This is a genomic window from Pseudomonas sp. Q12-87, assembly GCF_001269755.1.
GTDB classification, from domain to species: domain Bacteria; phylum Pseudomonadota; class Gammaproteobacteria; order Pseudomonadales; family Pseudomonadaceae; genus Aquipseudomonas; species Aquipseudomonas fluorescens_S.
In genome coordinates, this window is sequence record NZ_LHVI01000010.1 from 191,936 (window position 1) to 204,846 (window position 12,911).

The following is a 12,911-nucleotide window of genomic DNA, read 5'->3' on the forward strand; positions in this document are numbered from 1 at the left end:
TTCCTTGATCAGTCCGCGCGTGGCGGGCTGTTCTGTTCGGTCAGGGTCTTGTCATCGCTGATCGCGATGTGCGTACCGTTGTCGAGCTTGATCTGGCCGGCAATCACGACTTGTTCGCCGCTCTGTACGCCTTTGGCCACCAGCACCTGGCCGTCACGGCGTTCACCGGTCTCGACGAAGCGGCGCTCGGCAATCAGCACCGGCTGGCCCTTGTCATCCTTCTCGACATTGCCGTCCGCGGCTTTCTTCTGCGTGACCACGTACATGGAATTGCCGTAGAGGGTGTACGTCACGGCGCTTTCCGGCACGACGATTCCGGCCGCAATGTCCGGCAGAATCACCTGCAGATCCGCGAACATGCCAGGCAGCAGCTTGCCGTCGGGGTTGGCCAGGGTGGCGCGCACCAGCACGTTGCGGGTGCTGTCCTCGACCTTGGGGTTGATTGCGCTGATGGCGCCGACGAAGTTCTGCCCGGGATAGGCCGAGACGCTGACGTTGACCGGCTGGGCAACCGCGAGCCGGGGCACCATCTGCTCGGGTACGTAGAAGTCCACATAGAGGCTGCTGAGGTCCTGCAGGGTGGCAATGACCGTGCCGCTGGCCAGGTAGTCGCCGACGTCCACCTGGCGAATGCCGATGGTGCCGCTGAATGGCGCAAGAATGTGTTTTTTGGCCAGCGAGGCCTTGAGTTGGTTGACCGTGGCCTGGTTCTTTTTCAACTGTGCCGAGAGTCGGTCGAATTCGCCCTTGGAGATCGCCTGGCTGCCCACCAGTTGCCGGCCGCGACCGAAATCCAGCTGGGAGAGGCCCAGGTCGGCCTCGGCGGTTTCCAGCAGGGCGCTTTCCACCTCGCTGTCGAGTTGCAGCAGCGGCTGGCCGGACTTGACCTTCTGCCCGGACTGGAACTGTACCTTCTGCACGGTCCCGGCAATTTCCAGGCTCAGGTCGACGCCTTGCAGGGCCTTGAGGCTGCCAACCGTGGGCAGGCGGGCCTGCCAGGGTTGCTCGGTGGCCTTGGCCACGGCAACGTTGACCGGCGGCTTGGGCACGGAAAACATCTGGATTTGCTGATAAACGGAAAAGGCCTTGTAGCCGGCCAATAACAGCACCACCAGCAGGACAACACCCAACATGATCAGCATGCGGCGTCGCAGCATGTTCCACTTCCTTGGAAATAAACTGAGAGAAAAGACAGGCAGGCGGGCACATTACTCTGACTACGCCAGCCATTCCAAATGATGTTTGCCGCTAATGTGTAAGAACTTTTCTTTAACGTTTCCCGTCCTCTCGTCAGGCCAAATGCAAATGGTTGTCCCAGAGCCCCGCCGGCAGATCCAGCGGTTTTGCCACCAGGTTCGATTGCCGGCAGTCATAGTAGCGGCAGCGTCCCTGGCCCGAGGTCACGACGAAGCCGTCGGCCACGGCGCCCACGCCGGCGCAGTCCGGCAGCGGCGCATCCAGGCGTACCGCGCCGCTGTCCAGGTCCCAGATGAAGAACCGGTTGCCCCGTGGGGCGGTCAGGGCGACCAGGCGCAGGTCGCTGTGCACGGCGACGCTGGCGGTGTAGTGCCCCATGGCCTGCAATTGCTCGTCAGCCACCGGAAATGCCTGAAATGGCTGGCCCGGCCGCTTGATCGCCACCAGCTCCGAGGGCTCGTGGGCAGGGCCCATGAACTGCTGGCCGGAAACGATGGTGCCGTCGCTGGCGATGCCCAGGTGACGAACGCTGTTCATCGACTGGCCGAGGGTTTCCTTGCTCAGCAGGGTGCCATCGCGGCGCATCAGCACCAGGCTCGGCTCCATGGCGTCGAGGTTCATTTCGACGCGGCTTTCGGCCTCGGTGCGGATGCCGCCATTGGCCACTACCAGCGTCTCGCCGTCGGGCATCCACGACACCTGGTGAGGGCCGATCCCGTGGGTGGGGATCTCGCCACTGTGGACCAGCCGCTCGCCTTCGAATCGGTAGACGCCCAGCAAGCCGCGACCCGGATCCGTGGTGTCGTTCTCGGTGGCATACAGCCATTCGCCGCTGTTGTGGATTACCGCGTGGCCGTAGAAATGCCGGTTCGGCAACGAGGTGATGGTTTGCAGCAGTGTGCCGTCGCGCAGATCGATCAGGTAGCTCTCGGTGCCCGGGCGACGGGCGACGAACAGCGCGATCGGGTGCGCCGGATGATTGATGATGTCATGGCAGCGCTGGCCAACCTGGGTGGCGAACACCCGGCTACCGTCCAGTCGATAGCCCACGGCATAATGCTTGCCATCGTCATCGTCCCGTGCCGAAAGCAATAGCGGACTCTTGTCCTTTTGCTTGAACAGCGTCCAGCCGCCAAGGGTAACGGCGCCGAGCAGCAAGCTGCCCAGTGCCAGGGCCTGACGTCGTAGCATGATCAGTCACCGTCGTTGGCATTGAAGCCCAGTTGAATGCCCAGCGCCTTGGCCAGTTCGCCTTCGTGCAGGCGATGGACGACGTTGAGGCTGTCGTACAAATCGTTGAGTTGCTGGCGCCCGGCATCGTCGTTGAGCATCTCGGTCAGCGAACGCTGGCTGCTGGCGAATAACTTCAACGACGCATCGTAGGCGGCATCGATCTTGTCGGCCAGAGGCTTCTGCTCGCTGGACAACAAGCCGCGCAAGCCTTTGTTATCCACGCCTGCCCACACGGTCCTGGCCGCGCTCAGGCTGGCTTCCAGGCCTTGCAGTGATGATTGGCTGCGCCAGGCATCGGCCTGGAACGGTTGGGGCACGCCCTTGCTCTGGCGGCCCATCGGTGTGCCGAGTTTCTTCTTCAGCGTGTCCAGGGCGGTGACCTGGACACGCAGCAGATCGGCGATGGCTTCGTGGGAATCGGCGTAGCGCTGGTTAGGAAACTTGCTCATCTGGGCGAGCATGCCGTCGTTGGTATTCCAGCGCGACAGGATCTCTTCGGCCAGTTGCTTCTGGCGCTCACCGATGGCGGTCAGCAGCGGACAGTATTTGGCTTTCTGCGCGTTGTCGGCCATGTCGATCTTGGCATCGAACAGCAGGTATTCGTAGGCCGAAAGACCTTGGACCACGACGCTGGACTTGGCCAGGCCGGCGGCGTCGATCTGCGGCTCGCTGTTGACCAGTTGCTCGACCTGGCGGCCCACCAGGTTTTTCTTGTCCGGCCAGAACTGCACCTGCCAGGCGCGGTTGCCCTCGGCCAGCGGCCCGATCAGCAATGGTTGCAGCTCAGCCCAGGCTTTTTGCGCCTTGAGAAAGTCGGCGCGGGCGGCCTCCAGGTTTTCCTTGCCTTGGCAGAACGCCAGGGCGCTGCTCGCCAGTTGCCGGTCGGCGTCGACCCAGCGGCTGTAGGTCGGCAGGATCACTTGCTTGGCGATGGCCGCCGAGGTGACCGCTTGCGGATCCTGGGGCGAGCAGGCGCCGAGGGCGATGGCGGCGAGGCTGGTGAACAACAGCTTGGGACGGAACATGTCGGGCTCCCGTGTTTCGGAAAGTGCGTTTAAAGGGAATTCAAAAAAGCCAGCAACGCGGTGCGCTGCTCGGCATCGAACGCTAATACTTGTCGTTGCGCCGCCTGCGCCTCGCCACCATGCCACAGCACGGCTTCGAGCAGATTGCGGGCGCGTCCGTCGTGCAGGAACTGGGTGTGGCCATTGACGGTTTCGGTCAGGCCGATGCCCCACAAGGGCGGTGTTCGCCAGTCACGGCCGCCGGCCTTGAATTCGCTGCGGTTGTCGGCCAGGCCTTCGCCCATGTCGTGCAACAGCAGGTCGGTGTAGGGGCGTATGACCTGGTTCGCCAGCTCCGGCTCGGCAGCGTTGGCGGACGTGGTGTATTTCGGCGTGTGGCAGGACTGGCAACCGGCCTGGAAAAACAGATTCTTGCCCGCCAGCACTTGGGGCGAACCCACCTCACGACGGGCCGGCACGGCGAGGTTGCGGCTGTAGAACAGCACCAGTCGCAGGATGTTGTCGCTGACTTCCGGCTCGCCGTCCGGGCCGTTGCCGCTGGGGGCGCGCTTGCAGTCGAGCTGGGTCTGGGTGCAGTCGTCGAAGGGCCGCAGGCTCGTCGTCAGGCCCATGTCACCGGAGAATGCATGGACGTTCTGCTGGTTGAGGTTCGGCTGTCCGGCCTTCCAGCCGAAACGCCCCAGCACGGTTTTTTGCAGGACATCGTCCCAGACCTGGTTGGGACGACCGGCTATGCCTTTGTTCTCCCGCGCCTGGGCCTCGGCGTTCGCCAGGATGGCTTCGTCGGGAATGGCCTCCAGCAATCCCAGGCCGATCATCGGCGGTGCGACGCGGGCGGAAAACCGCGTGTCGGGGTGCATCGGGCCATAGGCCAGCTGGCTGATCTGCAGGTTTGGCTTGCGCAGTTCCACAACGGTGCCGTCGGTGAAACTGACCGGGACGGGGCTGTAATCGACCCGTACCTTGCCTTCCGGAGCGACGCCGGGTACGGACATGTCTTGCAACTGCCCGCCATAGACCGGTTCTGGCACCACGCCCAATTGTTCGATGACCTTGGCGTAAGGCGCTGCGTCAGGAATCGACAGGCGCACCAGCATCGATACTGCCGTGGCCGCGTCTGGCGCGGGAGGATGGCCGCGGCCGTCCTTGATGTGGCAGTTCTGGCAGGCGTTGGTATTGAACAACGGGCCGAGACCATCGCGGGCGGTGGTGGTCGAAGGGGCGATCACCCAGGGGCTGCGGAAAAAGCTGTTGCCGACGCTGAAATCCACCCGCCGCGAAGGCGGCAGGTTGGCCGAAGGCAGGGAAAAGGCATTCTGATCCGTCTTGCGTACCGTCGCGGCGCCACCGGACCGGGCTTCCCCGGGCTCGGCCTGGGTAAAGCGCGGGGCATCATCGCAGGCACTCAGGCCCAAGGCCATGAACAGTGCACATAGACGAAGAGGCAACGACGGCATCGGGCATCCTGGAAGAGGAGTGAAACGGGGCGCAAAGTCTAACAGGGCGGCGCAGTTTGAATAAGAGGAATTATCGTTTGGTTTGAGGGGCTCTTGCTATTGGGTTGGCAACACTGCTCGCTTAGGCTTGCTCGATTCCCTGTGGCGCGGGAGCTTGCTCCCGCTCGGTTGCGCAGCAGCCGCGAAAATCCTGGGGCCGCTTCGCAGCCCAGCGGGAGCAAGCTCCCTCGCCACAGGGGGCAGTGTTGCCTTGGGCTAAACAGTTAACTGTTCATTTGCGGGCTACGGTTGGACAACAGCCCCCGGCACCAACGGCAGCTCCAGCGTCGCGATGAACCCACCTCCCGGATGGTTGCCCAACACCAGCGCACCGCCATGGCGCTCGGCGGCGCGACGAGCGATTGCCAGGCCCAGGCCATGACCGGCAGCGGTCTGGCCGGGCGCGCGGTAGAAGGGTTCGCCCAACTGCCCCAGGTGTTCGGCTTCCACCCCCGGCCCGTGGTCGCGCACGCTGATCAGGATCCGTTCGCCCTGGCGCACCGCGTGCATTTCGATCGAACGCCCGGCGGGATTGAAGCGCTGGGCGTTGCGCAACAGGTTGTCCACCGCCCGTTCGATCATCGTCGGCCAACCCTTGAGGGTCAGGTTTGGCTCCGCGTCCAACTGCACGTTTTGGTCGGGTGAGGCCAGTTGCGCATCTTTCTGCAGGGTGACCAGCAAGCTGTTAAGTTCCACCTCTTCCGCGCTGGCGTTATCGGCATCGACCCGGGCCAGGACGAGAATTTCGCTGATCAGCGCTTCCAGGCGATCACATTCGCGGGTCAGGCGCGGCCAGAGCTTTTCGCGTTCCTCGGGGCCGGCCCGTTCAGCCAGTGCCAGGGCGATGCGCAGCCGGGCCAGGGGTGAGCGCAATTCGTGGGACACGTCGCGCAATAGCTGACGTTGGCTGGCGATCAGGCTTTGCAGGCGTGCGCCCATGCGGTTGAAGTCGGTGGCCAGTACGCCGAACTCATCCCGACGGTTGGCCAGCTTGGCGAGGCTGTTCTGTTGGTAAGTGGCCTGGCCCAGGTCATGCACCGCACCGCGCAGGCGGCTCAGCGGACGGGTGATGGACAGGGTCACCAGCAGGCTGAACAAGGTCAGCACCACCAGCGCGATGCCCAAGGCACTGAGGGGCCAGAGCAGGCTTTCGCGGTGCCAGGCGTCCAGTTCCGGATGGGGAATGCGGTAGATGAACAGGTAAGTGTCGCCGGTCTTGGCGCTGGTGAATTCATCGGTCAGGCGTCGCCAGGGCAGGCGTCGGTCGTCGTTGTTCTGCCGCGCCTCGAAAGCGGCGGCACGACGGGGAAAAGTGCCGCGCACCACCGGGTCGCCGCTTTCGTTGAGCACCTGGACGTCGATGTGATACTGGCGCTTGCGCTGCTGCAGGATCTCCTGCGCGGCGTCTTCGCCCTGGCTTTCGTAGGTTTGCGTCCACTCTTCGGGCAGAGTGTTGAGGCCCGGGTGGCGACTGAGGATCCAGGCGTCCTGGTTCAGCATGTGGCCCATGAGAATCGAAAGCCCCGCGACCAGGGCGATGGCCAGCCAGAAACTGGCCAGGATGCGCCAGAACAATGAACGCACGTTGAGTCCTCGAAAACAAAGAAAGCCCAACGGCGATTCGCCGTTGGGCTGGGTACCTTCAGCGCATTATTGCGCTTTTTGCGGCTGCTGCGCTTTCCAGGCCTTGAATTCGGCCCATTCGGCGCGACGCTCGGCCTGCTTCTTCTGGATCGCGTCGAACTCTTTCTGCTGTTCAGGCTTGAGCAGCCCGCGGATCTGGGCATCGACTTTCTGATGCCGGGCTTCCATTTCGTCTTTCATGGCTTTCTGGTCGGCTGGCGACAGTTTGGCCAGGTACTTCTCTACCAGTTCGCGGCGCTCGTGACGCTGTTCGCCCATGATCTTGCGGATCTGTTGGCGTTGTTCGCGGCTCAGGTCCAGTTCGCTGAAGGGGCCTTTGTCGTGCATCATCCCGCCGTGACGTGGGCCGTCCATCGGACCCATCGGGCCGGGACCTTCAGGCATGGCCATGGCGACGGTAGGCAGGGCGGTAGCGAACATCAGAGCGATAAGGGTCTTGCGCATGGTGTTTCTCCTTGTCTCGTTCCCGGTCAGTTCCGGATGTGTGCAGGTTACGGAGATCAAGGTCAGCGGCGGTCAGGGGGGCGTAAAGCTTGGGTAAAGACGGTTTGGTGCGGGGCTTACAAAACCAATAAGCCTGCACAACGATTGTGCTGAATATAAGGTAACCGGGTGGCGAGGGAGCTTGCTCCCGCTGGGCTGCGAAGCGGCCCCAAGATTTTGCGGTCGCTGCGCAACCCAGCGGGAGCAAGCTCCCTCGCCACAGGGGATCGGTGGGGCCTAGAGACTGTAGTAATAGCCACGACTGCGCAGCGCCACGATGCGCGGCCGGCCGTCGGGGTGGGGGCCGATTTTCTTGCGCAGGTTGCTCACGTGCATGTCGAGGCTGCGGTCATAGAGGGTGAGCTTGCGCCCGAGGGCGATCTGCGCCAGTTCCTGCTTGTCCAGCGGTTCGCCCGGCTGCTTGAGCAACGCTTCGAGCAGGCGGCTTTCGGAAACGGTGAGGGTCTGTTCCTGCTCGTCGATGCTGACCACGCCACGTACCGGGCTGAAGGTCAGGTCCCCCAGTTCGATCTGGCTGGACACTGCCGCCGGATGGCTGCGCCGCAGCACGGCGCGCAAGCGGGCAGTCAGTTCGCGAGGGTCGCAGGGCTTAGCCAGGTAATCATCGGCCCCCAGTTCCAGGCCAAGGATCCGGTCCAGGGGTTCGCCCCGCGCCGAGAGCATCAGTACCGGCAGTTCCGGGTGGTCGTTGCGCAACTGCTTGAGCAGTTCCAGGCCACTGCCGTCCGGCAGCATCACGTCCAGTACTACCGCTGCCGGAGCGGTTTCGGCCAGGGCCTTGCGGGCACTTTGGCCGTCGTGGCAGGCCCGGACCTGAAACCCTTCCTGGCTCAACCAACTCACGAGGAGCTCACACAGCTCCTGGTCATCATCAATCAGTAACAGCTCGCTCATGACTCACTCAATTTAGCCATTGCCGACGTTGTCTACGTCCACCGCTGGCAAAGATACCGCAGAGCAGGGCCAATAGCGCTACCCCGGCGCCAATGACGAACCATTGTTGTTGATCGGTCAACAGGCGCGGCAATGGGCTCGCCAAGGCTTCCTTGAGTTGCAGCTTCAGACGCTGGTTTTCCTGGCGCAACCGGGCCAGCAACGCACTTTCGCGTTCGCTGTCGGCGCTTTGCAGTTGTTTACTCAGTTCTTCGCGCTGGCGTTCGCTGTCTTTCAAGCGTTGCTGCAGTTCGGCGATCTGGCCGCCGGCACTCAGGGACAAGGGGGTCGAATGGTTGCCCTCGGTGCTGTCCTCGCCATGGGCGGGGGCTCCGATCGCCAACGTGACCAATAACAGGCACAACGGACCTTTGCGCATTGCAACTCCTGAATTCCAATCGAGATTAGACAGGTTGTCGGCAGGCAAATGGGAAAGATGAACAACTGGGCGCAATGAGCCGCGAAGGCTCATCGCGCCAGGGGGATTTACGGCATGACTTGCTTGAAGGGCTTGACCACGACATTGGCATAGACGCCTGCGGCCACGAACGGATCGGCCTCGGCCCAGGCTTGCGCGGCAGCCAGGGAGTCGAATTCGACTACCATCAGGCTGCCACTGAAACCCGCGGCGCCCGGGTCATTGCTGTCGATCGCCGGGTGCGGGCCCGCCAGCACGACGCGGCCTTCGGCCTGAAGTTTTTGCAGGCGCTCCAGATGAGCGGGACGAGCGGCCTGGCGTTTTTCCAGGGAGTCGGCGACGTCGGTGGCAATGATTGCGTAGAGCATGTCAGTCCTCGGTTTTTGGCGTGGTGGGGTCGGCATCGTGCAGATGACGGGACAGGTAAATGCCCTGGCCAATCAGGAACAACAGCGTCATGCCCAGGCTGCCGAAGACTTTGAAGTCGACCCAGTACTGCTGGAACGTGAACGCGACGAACAGGTTGGCGGCGCCGCAAAACAGGAAAAACGCGATCCAGGCGATGTTAAGCCGGGTCCAGATCACGTCTGGCAGGCTCAGGGCATGGCCCATGATGCGCTTGATCAGCAGGCGGTCACCGACGAAATGGCTACCGATGAAGGCCAGGGCGAACAGCCAGTTGACCACCGGGGCTTTCCATTTAAGGAAGGTTTCGCTGTGGAACGCCAGGGTCAGGCTGCCGAAGACAAGGCAGGCGATCAGCGTCAGCCACTGGCTTTTCTCCAGCTTGCGCTGGGACACGAACAACGCGCCATAGACCACCAGGGAGCTGATGATCAGCACGGCGGTGGCGCTGTAGATACCGCCTACAGTCAAGGAGTGACCGGCGATGTCGACGGTCCGGGGATCAAGTTTGTAGACGACGAAAAACAGCAGCAGCGGGATGAAGTCGATGAATTGTTTCACAGTGGCAGCCAGAAGCAGGATGTGGCGGCATAATAACAAACATCCTTGGCCGCGATAGGGCCAGCTGATTTGAGGTAACAAACTCTCGTGAATGTTGATTTGCACTGCCATAGCACGGCCTCCGATGGCGCCCTGGCGCCTGCGGTTCTGGTGGCGCGGGCGTTCGAGCACGGCGTGCGAGTCCTGGCCCTGACCGACCATGACACCCTCGAAGGCCTCGACGAGGCCCGCGGCGCTGCCACCGCGCTGGGCATGCAACTGGTCAATGGGGTCGAATTGTCCTGCACCTGGGGTGGGGCGACCATTCACGTGCTGGGCTACGGTTTCGATGTGAATGCACCGGCACTGGTTCAGGCCATCGCCCAATTGCGCGACGGCCGTTGGCTACGCTCCGAGGAGATCAGCCGCAAGCTCGCCCTCAAGGGCATGCCCGGTGCGCTGGAGGGCGCCCGGCAGATCCAGCAGGAACTGGGCGACAGCGGCAACGCCCCGGCCCGCCCACACTTTGCCGACTGGATGGTGCGCGAAGGGTTCGTGAAGGATCGCGCCGAAGCGTTTCGCAAATGGCTGGGGGCCGGCAAGCTGGGGGACGTCAAGCAGCATTGGCCGACGCTGGAAGAAACCGTTGAAACCCTGCGGGCGGCTGGCGCCTGGGTCAGCCTCGCGCATCCGTGGCACTATGATTTCACCCGTAGCAAGCGCCGCCGCCTGATCGCCGACTATATTCAAGCGGGGGGGCACGCTATTGAGGTGGTCAATGGCCATCAGCCGGCCGAGCAGGTCGGCAGCCTGGCGATCCTGGCCCGTGAGTTCGGTCTGCTGGTGACCGCCGGCAGTGATTTCCATGGCCCTGGGGGCTGGTCCGAGATTGGCGAATACCGCCCGTTGCCGGAAGATCTGCCACCGCTTTGGTGTAGATTCAAACATGATCCCGTTACCGCCGCCGTCTGAACAGGTAGAACACGTGAGTCAATTTTTCCAGATTCATCCGGAAAACCCGCAAGCGCGCCTGATCAAACAGGCCGTGGAAATCATCCGCAGCGGCGGTGTGGTGGTCTATCCCACCGATTCCGCGTACGCCATTGGTTGCCAGATCGGTGACAAGAACGCCGTTGAGCGAGTCAGACGCCTGCGTCAGTTGGATGACAAGCACAACTTCGCATTGATCTGCAGCGATCTCTCGCAGTTGGGCCTGTTCGCGAAGATCGACACCGGCACCTTCCGCCTGCTCAAGGCCCACTTGCCGGGGCCGTACACCTTTATTCTCAATGCCACGCGAGAAGTGCCGCGACTATTACTGCACCCGAAGAAGCGCACCATCGGGCTGCGGGTACCGAGCCATCCCATCGCCCTGGCGCTGTTGGCAGAGCTGGGTGAACCATTGATGAGCGTGACACTGATCATGCCCGGCGAGACTGAGCCGATGACTGATCCCTACGAGATTCGCCAGTTGCTGGAGCATCAAGTCGACCTGATCATCGACGGCGGTTTCGGTGGCATGAAGGCGTCCACCGTGATCAACCTGGCCGACGGCGAGCCGCAAGTGGTCCGCGTTGGCTGCGGCGACCCCGCGCCGTTCATGGCCGAGGCCTGAATGTCGGTTGTGGAAACCGCCGTGGACAGCGCAGACAGCCAGGCTGGCGCGCAACAAGAGCTGCCGTTCGCCATGGTCTATGGCCAGGCGGTCATGGAAATGCCCCTGGACCTTTACATCCCACCGGATGCGCTGGAGGTATTCCTTGAAGCCTTCGAAGGGCCGCTCGACCTGCTGCTGTACCTGATCCGCAAACAGAACATCAACATCCTCGACATTCCGGTGGCGGAAATCACTCGCCAGTACATGGGTTACGTCGAGCTGATGCAGTCGGTGCGCCTGGAGCTGGCGGCCGAATACCTGGTGATGGCGGCCATGCTCGCCGAGATCAAGTCACGCATGTTGCTGCCGCGCTCGGCGGAAGTCGAAGCGGAAGAAGACGACCCGCGCGCCGAACTGATCCGCCGCTTGCAGGAATACGAGCGCTTCAAGGTCGCGGCCGAAGGCCTTGATGGCTTGAACCGGGTCGGGCGCGATGTGGTGGTGCCCAAGCTCGATGCGCCCGAAGCGCGGGCGCGCAAATTGCTGCCCGATGTGAGCCTGGAAGAATTGCTGATGTCCATGGCCGAGGTCCTGCGCCGGGGCGACATGTTTGAAAGTCACCAGGTCAGCCGCGAAGCGCTGTCCACCCGCGAGCGCATGAGCGATGTGCTGGAACGGCTCAAAGGCGGCGGTTTCGTGCCCTTCGTCGAGCTGTTCACCGCCGAAGAGGGGCGCTTGGGTGTGGTGGTGACGTTTATGGCGGTCCTGGAACTGGTCAAGGAATCCTTGGTCGAGCTGGTGCAGAATGAGCCGTTCGCAGCGATCCACGTGCGGGCACGAGCCGAATAACGAGCAAATCAATGAATCTGACTGAACCCCGCGAGCTGGCACCCTTGCTTGAAGCTTTCCTGTTGGCTTCCGGAAAACCGCAATCGATGGAACGATTGTTCGAACTCTTCGAAGAGGGCGAGCGGCCTGAGCCGGCCGTGTTCAAGAAAGCCCTGACGCTGTTGGGGAAGTCCTGCGAAGGGCGAGCTTTCGAGCTCAAGGAAGTGGCTTCCGGTTATCGCCTGCAGATCCGCGAAAAATTCGCCCCCTGGGTCGGGCGCCTGTGGGAGGAACGGCCCCAGCGCTATTCCCGCGCCATGCTCGAAACCATGGCATTGATCGCTTATCGCCAGCCGATCACCCGCGGTGAGATCGAGGACGTGCGCGGCGTGGCGGTCAACAGTCATATCGTCAAGACGCTGCTGGAGCGTGAGTGGATTCGCGTCGTCGGTTATCGCGACGTGCCGGGTAAACCGGCAATGTTCGCCACCACCAAGGCCTTCCTCGACCACTTCAACCTGAAGAATCTCGATGACCTGCCGCCCCTGGCCGAGCTGCGGGAGCTGGAGCCCGAGCCGATGCTGGAGTTCGACGACGCCCCGGTGCCCCAAGGCCTCCAGGAACTGGCCGACGCCAGCGCCGAGCCCGAGGAACCCAAGGAAGAAACCAGTTTCCACTCGTTGTTGCTGGAGTTGGACACCATGGAGGAGGGCTTGAAGACCGATTTCGACGACCTGCTGCGCGAGGGGCCTGAGGGGGAGACGGATGAGTTGCCGGAGCCTGAAAGCAAGGTGGAACCTGAGCCAGAGCCAGAGCCAGAGCCAGAGCCAGAGCCAGAGCCAGAGCCCGAACCGGAAGAAGATATCCTCGGCGTGGCCGAAGCCCGGGAAAAACTGCTGGCCGCCGTCGCCGCCCTCCAGCCGCCGGAACCCGAACTGAGCGACGAAGAAGCCGAGGCTCGTGCATTGGCTGAAGCGATCGAAAACGAACGGCGCCAGTTCGACGATTGAGTTGACTGATACACCGTCATTCCCCTGTGGGAGCGGGCTTGCTCGCGAAGGCGGTGGGTCGGCCAGCATCTATTAACCTGA

At 62.7% G+C, this 12,911-nt stretch carries 14 protein-coding genes; 4 read left to right on the forward strand and 10 right to left on the reverse strand.

The window, feature by feature from the left end; all coding sequences use genetic code 11:
• Nucleotides 1–8 precede the first annotated feature (8 nt).
• From AD663_RS05705 to AD663_RS05750, 10 genes are all read right to left on the reverse strand, one after another.
• Complete coding sequence (locus AD663_RS05705; RefSeq protein ID WP_003178766.1) at nt 9–1,157, reverse strand: efflux RND transporter periplasmic adaptor subunit; 1,149 nt, start codon at nt 1,155–1,157, stop codon at nt 9–11.
• Nucleotides 1,158–1,290: 133 nt separating this feature from the next.
• Nucleotides 1,291–2,388 (reverse strand): DUF1513 domain-containing protein, encoded by a 1,098-nt coding sequence (locus AD663_RS05710; RefSeq protein ID WP_003178767.1) that lies wholly within the window; start codon nt 2,386–2,388, stop codon nt 1,291–1,293.
• Nucleotides 2,389–2,390: 2 nt separating this feature from the next.
• The gene (locus tag AD663_RS05715; protein ID WP_003178768.1) at nt 2,391–3,455 is read right to left on the reverse strand and encodes an imelysin family protein; all 1,065 of its coding nucleotides are present in this window, start codon (nt 3,453–3,455) and stop codon (nt 2,391–2,393) included.
• Nucleotides 3,456–3,484: 29 nt separating this feature from the next.
• Nucleotides 3,485–4,912: a di-heme oxidoredictase family protein gene (locus tag AD663_RS05720; protein ID WP_003178769.1), complete on the reverse strand. Its 1,428-nt coding sequence runs from the start codon at nt 4,910–4,912 to the stop codon at nt 3,485–3,487.
• A 282-nt stretch (nt 4,913–5,194) separates the two neighbouring features.
• Nucleotides 5,195–6,535 carry a HAMP domain-containing sensor histidine kinase gene (locus AD663_RS05725; RefSeq protein WP_003178770.1) on the reverse strand — a complete coding sequence of 447 codons (1,341 nt, stop codon included), beginning with the start codon at nt 6,533–6,535 and terminating at the stop codon, nt 5,195–5,197.
• Nucleotides 6,536–6,601: 66 nt separating this feature from the next.
• On the reverse strand, nt 6,602–7,039 hold the full coding sequence (locus AD663_RS05730) for a Spy/CpxP family protein refolding chaperone (RefSeq protein ID WP_003178771.1): 438 nt from the start codon (nt 7,037–7,039) through the stop codon (nt 6,602–6,604).
• A 276-nt stretch (nt 7,040–7,315) separates the two neighbouring features.
• The gene (locus AD663_RS05735; RefSeq protein ID WP_003178772.1) at nt 7,316–7,993 is read right to left on the reverse strand and encodes a response regulator transcription factor; all 678 of its coding nucleotides are present in this window, start codon (nt 7,991–7,993) and stop codon (nt 7,316–7,318) included.
• A 7-nt stretch (nt 7,994–8,000) separates the two neighbouring features.
• The gene (locus tag AD663_RS05740; protein WP_003178773.1) at nt 8,001–8,411 is read right to left on the reverse strand and encodes a hypothetical protein; all 411 of its coding nucleotides are present in this window, start codon (nt 8,409–8,411) and stop codon (nt 8,001–8,003) included.
• A gap of 107 nt (nt 8,412–8,518) precedes the next feature.
• Nucleotides 8,519–8,818 carry a YciI family protein gene (locus AD663_RS05745; protein ID WP_003178774.1) on the reverse strand — a complete coding sequence of 100 codons (300 nt, stop codon included), beginning with the start codon at nt 8,816–8,818 and terminating at the stop codon, nt 8,519–8,521.
• A gap of 1 nt (nt 8,819) precedes the next feature.
• Entirely contained in the window at nt 8,820–9,416 is a 597-nt protein-coding gene (locus tag AD663_RS05750; protein ID WP_003178775.1) for a septation protein A, read from the reverse strand.
• Nucleotides 9,417–9,503: 87 nt separating this feature from the next.
• On the opposite strand from AD663_RS05750, the gene AD663_RS05755 reads away from it, so the two are divergent.
• The 4 genes from AD663_RS05755 (at nt 9,504) to scpB (ending at nt 12,830) form a co-directional block, all read left to right on the forward strand.
• Nucleotides 9,504–10,367 carry a PHP domain-containing protein gene (locus AD663_RS05755; RefSeq protein ID WP_003178776.1) on the forward strand — a complete coding sequence of 288 codons (864 nt, stop codon included), beginning with the start codon at nt 9,504–9,506 and terminating at the stop codon, nt 10,365–10,367.
• Nucleotides 10,368–10,380: 13 nt separating this feature from the next.
• Entirely contained in the window at nt 10,381–11,010 is a 630-nt protein-coding gene (locus AD663_RS05760; RefSeq protein WP_003178777.1) for an L-threonylcarbamoyladenylate synthase, read from the forward strand.
• 132 nt (nt 11,011–11,142) lie between these two features.
• Nucleotides 11,143–11,841, forward strand: a complete 699-nt coding sequence (locus AD663_RS05765) for a ScpA family protein (RefSeq protein WP_165826070.1) — start codon at nt 11,143–11,145, stop codon at nt 11,839–11,841.
• An 11-nt stretch (nt 11,842–11,852) separates the two neighbouring features.
• Complete coding sequence (scpB, locus tag AD663_RS05770) at nt 11,853–12,830, forward strand: SMC-Scp complex subunit ScpB (protein ID WP_053213419.1); 978 nt, start codon at nt 11,853–11,855, stop codon at nt 12,828–12,830.
• The last annotated feature ends 81 nt before the right edge of the window (nt 12,831–12,911 follow it).